The organism is Streptomyces sp. NPDC005898 (assembly GCF_040629635.1).
GTDB lineage: Bacteria > Actinomycetota > Actinomycetes > Streptomycetales > Streptomycetaceae > Streptomyces.
The window spans coordinates 14,535-28,968 of record NZ_JBEXWC010000029.1 but is presented as its reverse complement, the minus strand read 5'-3'; the positions used below and the strand labels follow the sequence as shown (position 1 = coordinate 28,968).

Annotated in this window: 13 protein-coding genes; 8 read left to right on the top strand and 5 right to left on the bottom strand. The window is 71.2% G+C overall.

What is annotated here, in order from left to right:
• Positions 1-81 precede the first annotated feature (81 nt).
• The 6 genes from uraD to ABZ385_RS29065 all read left to right on the top strand — a co-directional run bounded on the left by uraD (position 82) and on the right by ABZ385_RS29065 (position 6,542).
• Positions 82-594 carry a 2-oxo-4-hydroxy-4-carboxy-5-ureidoimidazoline decarboxylase gene (uraD, locus tag ABZ385_RS29090; RefSeq protein WP_358696661.1) on the top strand — a complete coding sequence of 171 codons (513 nt, stop codon included), beginning with the start codon at positions 82-84 and terminating at the stop codon, positions 592-594.
• On the top strand, positions 591-1,010 hold the full coding sequence (uraH, locus tag ABZ385_RS29085) for a hydroxyisourate hydrolase (protein ID WP_358696659.1): 420 nt from the start codon (positions 591-593) through the stop codon (positions 1,008-1,010). The genes uraD and uraH overlap by 4 nt, the downstream gene beginning before the upstream one ends.
• Positions 1,011-1,015: 5 nt before the next feature.
• On the top strand, positions 1,016-1,939 hold the full coding sequence (gene pucL / locus ABZ385_RS29080; protein ID WP_358580249.1) for a factor-independent urate hydroxylase: 924 nt from the start codon (positions 1,016-1,018) through the stop codon (positions 1,937-1,939).
• A gap of 64 nt (positions 1,940-2,003) precedes the next feature.
• Positions 2,004-3,422, top strand: coding sequence for a nucleobase:cation symporter-2 family protein (locus ABZ385_RS29075; RefSeq protein WP_358913795.1), 1,419 nt, complete (start codon positions 2,004-2,006; stop codon positions 3,420-3,422).
• Positions 3,423-3,464: 42 nt separating this feature from the next.
• The gene (locus ABZ385_RS29070) at positions 3,465-4,847 is read left to right on the top strand and encodes an 8-oxoguanine deaminase (protein ID WP_358913794.1); all 1,383 of its coding nucleotides are present in this window, start codon (positions 3,465-3,467) and stop codon (positions 4,845-4,847) included.
• Positions 4,848-5,192: 345 nt separating this feature from the next.
• Positions 5,193-6,542, top strand: a complete 1,350-nt coding sequence (locus ABZ385_RS29065) for a nucleobase:cation symporter-2 family protein (RefSeq protein WP_358913808.1) — start codon at positions 5,193-5,195, stop codon at positions 6,540-6,542.
• A 44-nt stretch (positions 6,543-6,586) separates the two neighbouring features.
• On the opposite strand, the gene ABZ385_RS29060 is transcribed toward ABZ385_RS29065, so the two are convergent.
• Complete coding sequence (locus tag ABZ385_RS29060) at positions 6,587-7,630, bottom strand: PHB depolymerase family esterase (RefSeq protein WP_358913793.1); 1,044 nt, start codon at positions 7,628-7,630, stop codon at positions 6,587-6,589.
• Between the two features lie 157 nt (positions 7,631-7,787).
• Entirely contained in the window at positions 7,788-9,587 is a 1,800-nt protein-coding gene (locus ABZ385_RS29055; protein ID WP_358913792.1) for a hypothetical protein, read from the bottom strand.
• A 95-nt stretch (positions 9,588-9,682) separates the two neighbouring features.
• On the opposite strand from ABZ385_RS29055, the gene ABZ385_RS29050 reads away from it, so the two are divergent.
• Positions 9,683-10,057, top strand: a complete 375-nt coding sequence (locus ABZ385_RS29050) for a hypothetical protein (RefSeq protein ID WP_358580237.1) — start codon at positions 9,683-9,685, stop codon at positions 10,055-10,057.
• On the opposite strand, the gene ABZ385_RS29045 is transcribed toward ABZ385_RS29050, so the two are convergent.
• The 3 genes from ABZ385_RS29045 to ABZ385_RS29035 all read right to left on the bottom strand — a co-directional run bounded on the left by ABZ385_RS29045 (position 9,999) and on the right by ABZ385_RS29035 (position 12,227).
• On the bottom strand, positions 9,999-10,844 hold the full coding sequence (locus tag ABZ385_RS29045) for a cytochrome c oxidase assembly protein (RefSeq protein WP_358913791.1): 846 nt from the start codon (positions 10,842-10,844) through the stop codon (positions 9,999-10,001). The genes ABZ385_RS29050 and ABZ385_RS29045 overlap by 59 nt on opposite strands.
• Positions 10,841-11,320: a DUF2243 domain-containing protein gene (locus ABZ385_RS29040; RefSeq protein ID WP_358913790.1), complete on the bottom strand. Its 480-nt coding sequence runs from the start codon at positions 11,318-11,320 to the stop codon at positions 10,841-10,843. The genes ABZ385_RS29045 and ABZ385_RS29040 overlap by 4 nt, the downstream gene beginning before the upstream one ends.
• Positions 11,321-11,432: 112 nt before the next feature.
• The gene (locus ABZ385_RS29035) at positions 11,433-12,227 is read right to left on the bottom strand and encodes a chitosanase (RefSeq protein WP_358580304.1); all 795 of its coding nucleotides are present in this window, start codon (positions 12,225-12,227) and stop codon (positions 11,433-11,435) included.
• A 437-nt stretch (positions 12,228-12,664) separates the two neighbouring features.
• Here ABZ385_RS29035 and ABZ385_RS29030 point away from each other — a divergent pair, with 437 nt between their 5' ends.
• The gene (locus tag ABZ385_RS29030) at positions 12,665-14,413 is read left to right on the top strand and encodes an endo-1,4-beta-xylanase (RefSeq protein WP_358913789.1); all 1,749 of its coding nucleotides are present in this window, start codon (positions 12,665-12,667) and stop codon (positions 14,411-14,413) included.
• The last annotated feature ends 21 nt before the right edge of the window (positions 14,414-14,434 follow it).

The following is a 14,434-nucleotide window of genomic DNA, read 5'->3' as shown; positions in this document are numbered from 1 at the left end:
TTTCAACAAAGTGTTGACGCTGCGTTGTCGAAGGTCTTAGCTGTTCCGCAGCCCGTCCAGCACAAGGCCACGGAGGCTCCCGTGACTTCGAGTACGACGCCGGGTCTCACCCGGTTCAACGCCTTGGAGGAGGCCGCGGCCACCGCCGCCCTCCACGAGGCCTGTGCCTCTTCGGCCTGGGGGAGCAAGCTGCTCTCCCGGCGCCCCTACGCCACCGTCGAAGCCCTCTTCGCCGCGAGCGACGCCGTGATGGCCGAGCTGAGCGCGGAGGATCTGGCCGAGGCCATGGCGGGGCATCCGCCGATCGGCCGCCCGAAGCCCGGGGACCCCACCTCGTCCCGCGAACAGCGGGGCATGGCGGGAGCCTCCGAGGAACTGAAGGCCGAGATGCTCGAACTGAACCTGGCCTACCAGGAGAAGTTCGGCCACGTCTTCTTGATCTGCGCCACCGGCCGCACCGGTGAGCAGATGCGGGACGCGGTCAAGGAACGGATCGGCAACTCTCCCGAACAGGAGCGGGAGATCGTCCGCGCCGAACTGGGCAAGATCAACCGCATCCGCCTGACCCGCCTCCTGGAAGAGGAAGCCGCATGAGCACGCAACCCGCCGAGAACACCGCGTCGGTGTCCACGCACATCCTGGACACCAGCGTCGGACGCCCCGCCGAGGGCGTCGCCATCTCCCTGTCCGCCCGCCGCGGCCCGGGCGAGCGGTGGGAGGCGCTCGGCGCGAGCGCGACCGACGCGGACGGGCGCTGCAAGGACCTGCCGGCGCTGCCGGCGGAGACCACGCACGTACGCCTCGACTTCGAGACCGAGGCGTACTTCCTGACCAAGCAGAACAACCAGCAAGCCGAGGCGCAGCAGGACGCCCCCGCGAATCGGGACAGCGGCACGAGCGGAGCGTTCTTCCCGGAGGTGGCGATCACGTTCGCCGTCACGCCGGGCGAGCACTACCACGTACCGCTGCTGCTCAACCCGTTCGGCTACTCCGTTTACCGAGGGAGCTAGCAGACATGCCCACCATTCTGGGACAGAACCAGTACGGCAAGGCTGAGAACCGGGTCGTAAAGATCACGCGGGACGGCGACACCCACCACATCAAGGACCTCAACGTCTCCGTCGCCCTCTCCGGCGACCTGGACGACGTGCACTACTCGGGTTCCAACGCCCACTGCCTGCCGACGGACACCACCAAGAACACGGTGTACGCGTTCGCCAAGGAGTACGGCATCGAGTCGGCCGAACAGTTCGGCATCCACCTGGCGCGCCACTTCGTGACCTCGCAGGAGCCGATCCACCAGGCGCGCATCCGCATCGAGGAGTACGCCTGGGAGCGCATCGCGACCTCCGACGCCAACTCGAAGTTCATCGGCTCCGACGAGGTGAAGCACTCCTTCGTCCGCCAGGGCCAGGAGACCCGGGTCACCCAGATCACCTACGACGGTGAGAAGTGGGAGGTCATCTCCGGCCTGAAGGACCTGGTCGTGATGAACTCCACCAACTCGGAGTTCTGGGGCTACATCAAGGACAAGTACACGACGCTGAAGGAAGCCTACGACCGCATCCTCGCCACCCAGGTGTCCTCCCGCTGGCGGTTCAACTGGACCGACGACGAGCAGCGGATGCCGCACTGGGAGAAGTCCTACGAGCAGGTCAAGAAGCACATGCTCCAGGCCTTCGCGGAGACGTACTCGCTCTCGCTCCAGCAGACCCTGTACCAGATGGGTTCGCGCATCATCAACAACCGCGCGGAGATCGACGAGGTCCGCTTCTCGCTGCCCAACAAGCACCACTTCCTGGTCGACCTCGAACCGTTCGGGCTCAAGAACGACAACGAGGTCTACTACGCGGCCGACCGCCCCTACGGCCTCATCGAGGCCACTGTCCTGCGGGACGGCGTCGAGCCCAAGATCCCGGTCGACATGACCAACCTCTGACGCGGGACGCGCGCCCCCGCCCTCCCGCAGTGGGCGGGGGCGCGCGACACCGGAGGGAACAGCAATGGCACAGCCTGCAAAAGGGTCGGCAGAAGGCCCGTGTTCCACCCCACCGGTAGGTGACGAGGCATCAACTTCCGACTGTCACCCGGTGGATGAGAAGCTCCACCCCTCGCGGCTCGTCCCCGCCGCACTCCAGCACATCGCCGCCATGTACGCGGGCGTGGTCACCCCTCCGCTCATCATCGGACAGGCGTGCGGCCTGGACACCGTGGCGCAGACCCGGCTGATCGCCGCCGGTCTGCTGATCGCCGGTCTCGCCACCATCCTGCAGACCCTCGGCGTCAAGGGCTTCGTCGGCAACCGCCTGCCCTTCGTGAACGCCGCCTCCTCGGCCGGCATCGCGCCGATCCTCGCCATCGCCGAGACCAACGCCAAGGGCGACCAACTCCCCGCGATCTACGGCGCGGTGATGGTCGCGGGCGTCTTCTGCCTCCTGATCGGCCCCTTCTTCGGCAGGCTGCTGCGCTTCTTCCCGCCGCTGGTCACCGGTGTCGTCATCACACTCATCGGCGTCACCCTGATGCCCGTACCCGTCAAGTGGGCGCAGGGCGGCGACGAGACGAGCCCGGACTTCGGCGACATGAGGTACCTGGCGCTCGCCGCCTTCACGCTCGTCGTCATCCTGCTCTTCCAGCGCTTCGGACGCGGCTTCCTGAGGCAAGTCGCCCTGCTCGCGGGCCTGTTCATCGGCACGCTCGCCGCGATCCCCTTCGGGATGGCCGACTTCACCTCCGTGCGGACCGCGCCGCTGGCCGCGCTGCCCACGCCGTTCGCCGCGGGCGCCCCCCTCTTCCAGCCCGCCGCCATCCTCTCGCTCTGCATCGTCATGCTGGTCCTGATGACCGAGTCGGCGGCCGGCATGCTCGCCCTCGGCGAGATCTGCGAGCGCGAGACGGACGGGAAGACCATCACCCGGGGCCTGCGCACCGACGGCATCGCCACGCTCGTCGGCCCCGTCTTCGGCGGCTTCCCGACCTCCGCCTTCGCGCAGAACGTCGGCGTCGTCTCCCTGACCCGGGTCCGCAGCCGCTACGTCGTGGCCGTCGCGGGCGCCACCCTCATCGTGCTCGGCGCCTTCCCCGTCCTCGGGGCCGTCGTCAACGTCGTCCCCATGCCGGTCCTCGGCGGCGCGGGCATCGTCCTCTTCGGCTCCATCGCGGTCAGCGGCATCCGGACGCTCTCCGAGGCGGGCCTGGACGACAGCTCCAACATCATCCTGGTGGCCGTCGCGCTCGGGGCGGGCATCATCCCGCTCGCCGCGCCCACCTTCTACGCCGACTTCCCCGCCTGGGCGCAGACCGTCCTCGGCTCCGGGATCAGCGCGGGCGCGCTCGTCGCGGTCTCGCTCAACCTGTTCTTCCATCACCTCGGCACCCGTGGCGGCGCGCGGAACGCGGCCGCGGCACTCAAATCCTCCTAGGGCCATGCCGTGCCCCCTCGCCACTCACCCCAAGGAAGCACCATGGCACCTTCCGCGGACCGCCTCGTCATCGAGAACGTCGCCATCGCGACGGTGGACGCCGAGGACACCGAGTACGCCTGCGGCCACATCGTCGTCGCGGGCAACACCATCGAGTCCCTCGGCGCGGGCAAGGCGCCGACGGGCCTGGAGAACGTCGTACGCCGCGTCGACGGCACCGGCCACCTCGCCACCCCCGGCCTGATCAACACCCACCACCACTTCTACCAGTGGATCACCCGGGGCCTGGCCACCGACCACAACCTCTTCGACTGGCTCACGGCGCTCTACCCCACCTGGGCGCGCATCGACGAGCCGATGACGTACGCGGCCGCGCGGGGCTCCCTCGCGATGCTGGCCCGCGGCGGCGTCACCACCGCCATGGACCACCACTACGTCTTCCCGCGCGGCGCCGGTGACCTCTCCGGGTCGATCATCCGCGCCGCCTCGGAGCTGGGCGTCCGCTTCACCCTGGCCCGCGGCTCCATGGACCGCGGCGAGAAGGACGGCGGCCTGCCGCCCGACTTCGCCGTGGAGTGTCTGGAAGACGCCCTCGCCGCGACCGAGGAGACCGTCGGCAAGCACCACGACCGGTCCTTCGGCGCGATGACCCAGGTCGCCGTCGCACCCTGCTCGCCGTTCTCCGTCTCCACCGAACTCATGCGACAGGGCGCCGAGTTGGCCCGCCGTCTGGGCGTACGACTGCACACCCACGGCAGTGAGACGGTCGAGGAGGAGCAGTTCTGCCACGAGCTGTTCGGCATGGGCCCCACCGACTACTTCGAGTCGACCGGCTGGCTCGGCGAGGACGTGTGGATGGCGCACTGCGTCCACATGAGCGACTCCGACATCGCCGCGTTCGCCCGCACCGGCACCGGCGTCGCCCACTGCCCGTCCTCCAACGCCCGCCTCGCCGCCGGCATCGCCCGCGTCCCCGACATGCTCAGGGCGGGCGTGCCGGTCGGCCTCGGCGTCGACGGCACCGCCTCCAACGAGTCCGGCGAACTCCACACCGAGCTGCGCAACGCCCTGCTGATCAACCGCCTCGGCCCCCACCGCGAAGCGGCCCTGAACACCCGTCAGGCGCTGCGACTCGGCACCTACGGCGGCGCCCAAGTCCTCGGCCGGGAACGGGAGATCGGCTCCCTGGAGCCCGGCAAGCTCGCCGACCTCGTCCTGTGGAAGACGGACGGCATAGGGCACGCCTCGATGGCCGACCCGGTGGCCGCCCTCGTCCTCGGCGCGCCGGCCCCGGTCACCCTCTCCCTCGTCAACGGCAGCCCGGTCGTCGAGCACGGCCGCCTGCTGCACGCCGACGAGGACGCCATCGCCCGTTCCACACGGGACGAGGCACAGCGCCTGGCGCGGATCGCCGCCGGGGGCTGAAACCCAAGAACCCCGGTCGGGGGGGACGGCCCCCGACCGGACTTGAGCAACCGAGCGGGCTGCTCAAGTGCCGCCCCGGGAACGTGGCCCAAAGCTTCACGTCCCCGGGGCGGTCAGCACTACCTGGGCGCACGCACCACCCGCACACCGAGCAATTCCTTGCCCCACGCACCACCTCCCAGAAGCGATGTGCCGGTGTCCAGCCGGTACGGGAAAACAACCGGAGGAGCCACAGTGGCCACTCAGCCCAGGTTCACCAAGCGAGGCACTACCCCCGACCCCGACCCCGGGGAGGGCTCCATACGAGCGGTCCACCCGGTCGACGAGAAGCTCCCGCCCCTGAAGATGGCGACGACCGGCCTCCAGCACGTGGCCGCCATGTACGCGGGCGTCGTCGCCCCGCCCCTTATCGTCGGCGCCGCCGTCGGCCTGTCCCCGAAGGAACTCACCTTCCTGACCGGCGCGTGTCTGTTCACCGCCGGCCTCGCGACCTTCCTCCAGACCCTCGGCGTCTGGAAGATCGGCGCCCGGCTCCCCTTCGTCAACGGCGTCACCTTCGCCGGGGTCGCACCCATGCTCGCCGTCGTCGACTCGACGAAGGACAAGGGCGACGCGCTCCCCCTCATCTTCGGCGCGGTCATCGTCGCCGGCGTCCTCGGCTTCCTCGCGGCGCCGTTCTTCTCCAAGATGGTCCGGTTCTTCCCGCCCGTGGTCACGGGTACGGTCATCACCCTCATCGGCATCTCCCTGATGCCGGTCGCCTTCGGCTGGGCCCAGGGACCGGTGCCGGGCGCCGACGACTACGGCTCCACCAAGAACCTCGCCCTGGCGGGCGGCACGCTCGTCGTGGTGCTGCTGCTGCGCCGCTTCACCACCGGTTTCGTCAAGCAGATCGCGGTCCTGCTCGGCCTGGTCATCGGCACGCTGATCGCCATCCCGTTCGACGCCACCGACTTCGGTCCCATCGGCGAGGCGGACGTCGTCGGCTTCCCGACGCCCTTCCACTTCGGCGCCCCGCAGTTCGCGGCCGCCGCCATCGTCTCGCTCTGCGTGGTCATGGTCGTCTCGATGACGGAGTCGACGGCGGACATGCTGGCCCTCGGCGAGATCGTGGACCGGCCCGCGGACGAGAAGACCATCGCGGCGGGCCTGCGCGCCGACTGCCTCGGCTCGGCGCTCAGCCCCCTCTTCAACGGCTTCATGTGCAGCGCCTTCGCGCAGAACATCGGCCTGGTCGCGATGACGAAGATCCGCAGCCGCTTCGTGGTGGCCGCGGGCGGCGGCTTCCTCGTCCTGATGGGCCTGTGCCCGGTGGCCGCCTCGCTGATCGCGGTCGTGCCGCGTCCGGTGCTCGGCGGCGCCGGCGTCGTGCTCTTCGGCTCGGTCGCCGCGAGCGGCATCCAGACGCTGGTCAAGGCGAACCTGGAGCGGGACAACAACGTCCTGATCGTGGCGGTCTCCCTGGCCGTCGGCCTGATCCCGATCGCGGCGCCGGAGTTCTACCACGCGTTCCCGGAGACCGCGAAGATCATCCTCGACTCGGGGATCTCGACGGGCTGCGTGGCCGCCGTACTCCTGAACCTGGTCTTCAACCACCTCGGCAAGGGCCGTGACGACGACGACGTCACGGCGCCGATGGAGCCGGGCGGCGAGATCGCGCAGACCCGGGTGCCGGGACAGGCGGTGGCGCACTGAGTCCCCTTGCACTCCGCGGCCCCAAGGGCCGGCGGGGTTGAGGATCAGCTCCGGGCACCCGGGGCGCCCAGCCGCCTGACCATGGCGAGGATCGCGGAGATCTGGCGGCCGCCCTTCTCCGCGTACCGGGTGTCACCTCCGTAGCCCCACCAGTTCCAGCAACCGCGCGGGTTGTCGGGCGAGGTGGTGGCCTGCGGGTACAGGACGATCATGCGGTTGGTGTCGGCGTACTCGTTCAGGTGGGCCTGGCGCATGAACGAGTCCCCGATCTGGCCGTACGTCTGCCGGCATCCGTGCAGGGCGACCATGAGGCGGCACGGCTCCCCGGTGCCGGTCGCGCACGCCCCGGGGATGTACGCGAAGCCGTCCCTGCCCATGCCGGCGGTGGCCGCGCCGCCACCCGGGGCGTAGAGGTTCTGGTCGAAACGGATCAGGGTGCCGTCGAGCGCGGCGGTGGTGGCGGGGTGCGGGGCGGTGCCGAAGAGATGCGTGAGCATGCGGAGCTGCGGATCGTCCCCGCAGTTGTTGACGTAGGGCGACGCGGTGCTCGTGCAGGGCACCTGGCCGAGCGGCGAGACCCAGGCATGGCCCGCCATGGAGGACGTCTCGTACGCGACGTTCGCGCCGAAGTCCCGGTGGTAGGTGGCCAGATCGTCGTTGACCGGTCGGTCGATGGTCCGGTCGGAGCCGCCGTGGTAGAGCCAGACCCGGTCGCCCGACAGGTTGGACACGGGGTCGACCCGCCCGGCGGCCGCGCGCTCCCTGGTCCGCTGCTCCAGTTGGGCCGGGGTCCCGCGCGGCATGAACGTGTCCATACAGGCGTACAGGGCGGTGCTGAGGCTGCCCTGCGCGCAGTCGTAGGCGCCCGCGCTGAAGATCCCGGCGCCCTGGAAGACGGCCGAGTGGGCCACGTGCAACTGGTCGGCGAGGTAGCCACCGGACGAGACGCCGGACACGTACGTCGTCGCGATGTCGTACGCGCGCAGCTCGCCGGGTGTCGGGGAGGGGACGGCGGCCGTGGCGCCGGTGGCGCCGCCGACGGCGAGGACAAAGGCGGCGACGGCGAGGAGGGTCTTTCTGTACCCCATGAGGACCTCCGGTTCGGGCGGGGTCCGCCATTGTGCGGCGCTCGCGGCGGGGCGCACGAGGTGGCCCGGGACCACAGCTCACCTCGGCGGAGTGTGGCCCCGGACCATGGGCGACGCGGTGCGTGCCGGAGTGCCGCGGACAGCTGGCTTCGTTCTGTCAGGGCCCGTCTGTGGCCGGGCAGACATCGCGGTACGGCACTTCAGGGATGTACTTGTGCCAGTCGGCCCGGGACAGGCCACCCCCGGCGCGCGCGCAGACAGACGCGGTCAGGCGCTTCGGGTCCACCGGGAGGGAGCGGGGGGCACTGCGCTCGCCCGCGGTGTGGAGCGTGCGGCCGTCCGGGGAGAAGGCGAGGGCGAGCACGGCGTCGCCCGGCGTCGGCAGGGGGCCTCCCAGCGGCCGGCGGGATGCGGCGTCCCAGAGCTGCAGCGTGCCGAGGTCGCCCGCCACGGCCAGGGTCCTCCCGTCGGGTGAGTAGGCCAGCGCGGTGACCGCCTCCGCCCGGGACCCCGGTCGGGCGGCCCCGTACGTCCCGGCGAGTGAGCCGAGGTTCTGCTTCATCTCGCCGTCCCAGAGCGCGACCCGTCCGCCGATCGTGCCCGCCGCCAGCTGCTCGCCGTCCGGGCTGAAGGCGAGTGCGCCGATCTCCCCGTCGGCCAGTCTGTTGGTGGCGGTCCGCCCCGAAGGAAGGGTGACCGTCTGCCCAGGGGCGACGAGCAGCCGACCGTCGGGGCGCACCGCCAGCGGGTGGCTGTCCCGCGACGTCGCGAAGGACCGCAGGACCGCGGCGCCGCTCGGAGCACCGGTCTCGTGGGCAGGCGGCTCGGCGGTGGTCCGCCCCATCCGCCTGCCGGCCGAGACGTCCCAGGTCTCCGTGGGCGTGTCGTCCCCGTGGCGGACCAGCAGGGACCGGCCGTCCCGGGTGAAGGCGAGGCCCACCACCGCGGCGTCCTCGCGGGAGGAGCCGGGCCCGGCGAGCGAGCGGGACCGGGAGTTCCCGCGTACGTCCCACAGCGTGACAGGGCTCTGTTCGCCGGGGTTGCCGTCGGAGTCGATGATGAGCCTCGTGTACGCGAGGGTGGCGCCGTCCGGGGCGACTGCCAGGGAGATGCGACAGGTGTCCTCGCTGTAGGGGGACTTCGCTCGTTCGCACCGCACGGCGGGGGTACGGGAGATCCGCCTTCCGCCGCCCGCGACCTGGCGCACCTCGAACCGCGAGGTGTCCTCGCCGCGTCGTTCGAGCGCCAGGACCCGGCCGTTTTCGTTGTATTGGGCCTGGGCGGCGGGCTGTCCGCTCCATCCGTCGGCCATCGCCGCGCCGTAGGAGACGGTGCGCACCGCGAGTTCGGTGCTGCCCAGCTCGCTCAGGTAGCGGATCACTCCCGCGCTCACGTCGAAACGCAGCTGCGTGGCGGACTCGTTGGTGAGCGGGACGCGCAAGACCGGTGTCGTGGGGTTCGCCGTCCTCCACAGCAGGATCTCCTCGCCGTCGGTGGCCGCGATGAACCTGCCGTCGGGGCTGAAGGCCGCCTCGTCCAGCCCCTTGTGCCGGATACGGGTTCGCTCCCGGTGCCGGTCCAGGTCCCACACCCGCACCTCGTTCGCGGTCTGGGCCAGCAACGCACGGCTGTCCGGGGCGAATCGGAGCGAGGACTCCTCGTCGCACGCGTCGCGCCCGAACGCGCCGGGCCAGGGGGCGGACCGGGCCGCCTGTTTCCGGTGCCCGGTCAGGTCCCGGATCCGTACAGGGCCCCTGCGGCCCGAGCACAGGGCCAGCAGCCGGTCGTCCGGGCTGATGGCCCACTGGGACACGGCGGTACGGCGCTGCTCGAAGCTCACGCGCTGACGCTTCGTGTCCCAGAGCGTGATGCCGCCCGGCTCCCGCTCCTCCAGCACCATGCGGTCGCCGGGGCCGAAGGAGTAGAAGGAGCCGACGTGCCCGAAGGGCTCACCCATCGGCTTCCCGGTCCGCAGGTCCCGCAGCCGGACCTGGTCGTCCGACGTCGTCAGCCCTCACGCTCTCGACCGCCGCCCTGGTACTCGGTTCCGGCGTGGCCGTGGCGAATCCCGCGGCAGCCGCCCCCGAGAGGAGCGTCCCGGCCCAGGCCGGCTGGCACACCATCTGGGGCAACGCCTGGGTTCCCGCGCAGAGCAGCGGCATGTGGAAGTCCGGGGCCTACAAGTCGCCGAGCAAGGCGACGCGGGCCGTGCTGCGGTGCTACAACACGAACGCCTCGATGAAGGTGCGGATCTTCGAGTACCTGGGCGGCGGCCGCCTGCGGAAGGTCGCGGACAGCGGCTGGAAGCGGTGCGACCCGAACGGGGGCGTCATCGCCAAGGGCACGGTCAACAGCACCCGCCACGCGCTCAAGGTCCGCCTCGACGGATACCAGGGCTCCTTCGTCCGCGCGGAGAAGTGGTCCTGAGACCGGCCGGCGCGGGCCGCCGGGCGCGGCCCGTGTCGGCGTACCAGCCGACGGCGAGGACCGTGGCGAGGGCGAGTTCGGCGATGTCCCCGCCGTAGTACATCAGTTGTGACCCGGTGTGCAGATCGCCGGGGGCGACGGGGGAGCCGGGCGGGGGCGCGGCGTACAGGCTCTTGGCGAGGACGGCGTGGGCCCAGCCGGCCGCCAACAGGCCGGCGCCGCGCCAGGCCGGGCTCCAGCGGCGCCGTACGGGATCGAGCTGGCAGACGGCGAAGGCGAACAGCAGCCCGGCGGCCAGGACATGGAGCTGGACAGCGGCGCCGAGAAGCGGGCGGTGGTGGGCGGCGGCCATCAGGCCGGTGCGGTACAGCAGCCACAGGCCGCCGATGTCCAGGGCGGCCGCCACCGGAGGGAACAGCAGCCAGGCGGCGGGCCGCGAGTGCGCGACGGCCAGCAGCGCCCGACGGGGCGGCGCCCCGCCGGGCAGCGCGCGCAGGAGGAGCGTGAGGGGGCGGGCGAGGACCAGCGGCAGCGGGGCGGCCATGGCGACGACGAGGTGCTGGGCCATGTGGGCGGTGAACGCGCCGCCGGGCAGCGGTCCGGTGAGCGCGTACGCCAGGGCCGCGCAGCCGGCGGTGAAGGAGGCGTCCCGGTGGCGGGGCCAGGCATCACCCCGGCGGCGCAGCCGGGCGGCGGCGAGTAGATAGCAGGCGGCGGCAACCGCCGCGGCCGTGGCGACGAGCGGCCCGAGAGCGCCGGTGCCGGCAGCGGCGTGGGCCGGGATCACGGCGCCGTGCGGGTCCTGGCGCGCGCGGTCAGGGCGACGCCGACGAGGAGCAGGACGAGGCCGGCGCCGTTCCAGGCCAGGTCGTAGCCGGTGACGTCGACGTCGTAGCGGACCTGGTGCAGGCGCAGCAGCTTGTGGTCCACGATTCCGTCGAAGAGCTGGAAGGCGCCGAGGCCGAGGAAGAGCCCGGCCAGGCCGTGGGCGGGGGCGAGGGCGCGGCGCCGGCGCAGATCGGCGTGGAGGACGAACCCGGCGACCAGGGCGAGCAGCTCGAAGGTGTGCAGCAGGCCGTCGGAGAGCAGGCCGATGCCGGAGGTGGAGCGGTCGTAGAAGTGGTGCCAGTGCAGGATCTGGTGGAAGACGATCTCGTCGACGGCGGCCATCACGGCCACGCCGATCAGCGCGCACACGGCCAGCGACCGTCCCGCCTGCACGGGACCGAGGGAAGGGGCGGGGCGGACCGGTTCGCTGGGCATCGCGGCTGACTCCTGGGGGCGGGGTGGTACCCAGGGTGGCACAGGGTGCGCGAGGCGCGCGGGGTGCCCGTCGGGCGTCCCGCGCGCCTGCCGCGCCCGCAGGGGGCGGGGGTCAGCCGATGTGGTACGGGTCGCCGTACACCTTCCAGTCCAGCGGCGGGTCGAGGCTGAGGTTCTTCTTCTTGAGGAACACCCGCTGCGCGGTGTCGACGCGGCTGGTGTCCTCGTGCGCCTCCTCCTGCCTCATCGCCCAGACGCGCGCGTCCAGGAAGGCGTTGAGGTACGCCACCTCGTCACCGCCCTGGGCCGGCGGCTTGGCCGAACGGAGCGCGCGCCCCCGGATGTTGCGGAAGCTGGTGGAGTCGCTGCCGTCGCCGTGCATCACGATGGCGTCGTAGTAGCAGAACTGGCCGAGTACGCCGATGCCGTCGGCCTTGCCCTGCTTGACGGCGGGGTCGAAGTAGACGCGGTCGCGCTCGTCGTTCTGCGCCTTCTGGAAGGCGGGGTCCTCGGCGGCCTTGCGCCAGTCGCGCGTGAAGTTGGGGTCGAGGCCCTCGTGCGAGTCGGTGCCGTCGACCTCGCGCAGGGCGGGCAGGTACTTGGCGAGGACGTTGCCCGGCTTGCGCCGCGTGTACAGCTCGACGAGGTCCAGCATGTCGCCGGTGCCGGAACAGAAGCCGATGATGCCCGCGGTGTAGCCGCGGCCGTCGTCGATGTCCTCGATGTAGCGGTAGTAGTTCTTCCAGTTGAGGTTGGAGTTCTCGGCGCTGCAGACGAGCTTCATGGCGATCTCCTTCTTCGCCGGATCGTCGAGCCCGAGGGCCCGGGCCGAGGTCGGGGTCAGGGCCGAGGTGGCGGTCGCCGTCCGCGAGGCGAGGAACGGCCCGGCCACGGCCGCGGCGCCCATCAGGGCGAGCAGGCCGCGGCGGGAGGTGAGGGGGCGCGAGCGGTGGTGCGGGGAGTGGGGGGTTTCCACGAGGGCCTCCAGAAGGGGGAGTTCATCGCTCCACGTACTGTTAGGAAGGTTTCCTACCAGAGATTGAGCGTGACGTATACCCGTCAAGACGGGGTCAGTGTCCGGGGCGCTGCGGTGACGGAGCCGATGGCCGGGCGTGCCGCCGGGCATCTCGGCGCGACCAGGTTCGACGTCGCCGACCTGGCGGTAGAGCATCAGCCTAATCGCAGCGTCACCTTGACCTACCGGCTGACCGTCGGGCGGAAGGGCCACGCCGACGAGCGCCGTGCCCACAAGGCCGCCGTATCTCACCCGCGCCTCACCTGTGATGAACTGTGGCCCGGTTTCGAGACGTTGACCCCGTCTCGAACAAGAGAGTGGGAGGGGCCGTGGGCCTGGGTGGGGGGACGGGGCGGCGACTGACCGCCGTGGCGCTCGTCATGGCGGTGGTGGCCGGGTGTACGGGCCGGGGCGAAGACGCGGGCGGCGGAAACGACGTGGACCTGCTGCGGAACCACGACTGGACGCGGATGCCGGGCACCACCGCGCGGAACGACGTCCTGCAGGTCGCCGCGTTGGATCGGCGCATCGTGGAGCAGGACTCCTCCGGCGGACAGCCCAACCCGCCGCTGAACGTGGCCGGCCCGCATCTCAGGTCCGACGGCGATTTCACCGTCACCGCGCGCATGGCCGGCGTGGGCGACGGTGACGGCGACTCATGGCTGCGGCTGTACGGCCGTGTACCGGTCATCTACGACGAGTGGCGGCAGGAGCGGCCCTCACTCCGCGTCGGCGTGACCGCTGACGGACACGTGAAGGCGCAGGTATGGGACGGCGAGGGCGATGAGCCGGCCACCTCCGAGGATTTCGACTGCGGCTGCGCCGGGACGGTGACGCTCGCCGTGTCGAGCATCGGTGACACCTTCCGCGTGAAAGCCGACGGACAGCGGCTGGGAACCGTGCGGGACCCGGGGGTGTTCGCCGAGGGCACCGTCTGGTTCGGTCTGGAGGCGGACGCGGGCGAGGGCGAGGACGAGCGCCGCGAGGGATGGCGTCTGACGCGGCTGAGCGCGCGGGCGGAGAGCGGTGACTCGCTCCGCGTGATCAAGGCGCCGCGGCTGCGCCAGGAGCAGGCCGACGACTCGCTGCGCGCGCGAGCCGCAGACGTGGGGCGGCCGTTCGACGTCGGCACCGCCCTGGCCGAGAACCCGCTGCTCACCGACGCGCGTTACCGGGCGCTCGCGGGGAGCCAGTTCTCCATGCTCACTCCGGAGAACGCGTTCAAGCCACAGTTCCTCCACCCGCGCCGGGGCGTCCACGACTTCCGCGACGCGGACCTGCTCGTACGCTTCGCCCGCGCGAACGACATGAAGGTGCACGCGCACACCCTCGTCTGGCATGAGGCGCTGCCCGCCTGGATGCGGGAGAACGACGACCCCGAGGAGGTGCGCCGGACCATGCTCCGGCACATCGCCGTGGTCGCCGGGCACTTCAAGGGAAAGGTCGCGGAATGGGATGTGGTCAACGAGCCCATGTCCGACGACGAGGAGAGCTACACCAACGGGGACCTCGGGCTGCGCTCCGAGCAGAGCCCCTGGTTCGAGGCCATGGGCGAGGAGTACATCGACGAGGCGTTCAGGGCCGCCCGCCGGGCCGATCCGAAGGCACGGCTGTTCCTCAACGAGTACGGGGTCGAGGAGGAGGGCGAGCGGTGGGACGCCCTCTACGATCTGGTCGAGCGGCTCAAGGAACGCGGCGTACCGATCGACGGCGTGGGTTTCCAGAACCACGAGTACGAGCCCGGCGACCGCGTCGACCCGGAGACCTTCCGCGGCCATGTGCGGGATCTGGCGGAACTCGGGCTGCAGGCGCGGGTGTCGGAGATGGACGTCCCCGTAGGTGAGGACGAGGAGGACGGGCGGCAGACCCAGGCGGATGAGATGGCGGGCAAGCTGCGGGTCTGCCTGGAGGAGCCGAACTGCACATCGTTCTCCACCTGGGGCTTCACCGACCGGTACGGTTCCACCGCCGACACCCGGATCTATCCTCCGCGCACGGCCGATTCCCTGCCGTGGGACGCGGCCCTGCGGCCGAAGCGGGCGTACGAGCGTCTGCTTGAGGCCTTTGACGAGACGTGAGGGACAAGAGCACCTTCTGCC

Coding starts and splice junctions, on each gene's coding strand:
- uraH (WP_358696659.1), top strand. CDS start 591: ATGAGCACGCAACCCGCCGAGAACACCGCGTCGGTGTCCACGCACATC.
- pucL (WP_358580249.1), top strand. CDS start 1,016: ATGCCCACCATTCTGGGACAGAACCAGTACGGCAAGGCTGAGAACCGG.
- ABZ385_RS29075 (WP_358913795.1), top strand. CDS start 2,004: ATGGCACAGCCTGCAAAAGGGTCGGCAGAAGGCCCGTGTTCCACCCCA.
- ABZ385_RS29070 (WP_358913794.1), top strand. CDS start 3,465: ATGGCACCTTCCGCGGACCGCCTCGTCATCGAGAACGTCGCCATCGCG.
- ABZ385_RS29065 (WP_358913808.1), top strand. CDS start 5,193: ATGGCGACGACCGGCCTCCAGCACGTGGCCGCCATGTACGCGGGCGTC.
- ABZ385_RS29060 (WP_358913793.1), bottom strand. CDS start 7,630: ATGGGGTACAGAAAGACCCTCCTCGCCGTCGCCGCCTTTGTCCTCGCC.
- ABZ385_RS29055 (WP_358913792.1), bottom strand. CDS start 9,587: ATGGGTGAGCCCTTCGGGCACGTCGGCTCCTTCTACTCCTTCGGCCCC.
- ABZ385_RS29040 (WP_358913790.1), bottom strand. CDS start 11,320: ATGCCCAGCGAACCGGTCCGCCCCGCCCCTTCCCTCGGTCCCGTGCAG.
- ABZ385_RS29035 (WP_358580304.1), bottom strand. CDS start 12,227: ATGGGCGCCGCGGCCGTGGCCGGGCCGTTCCTCGCCTCGCGGACGGCG.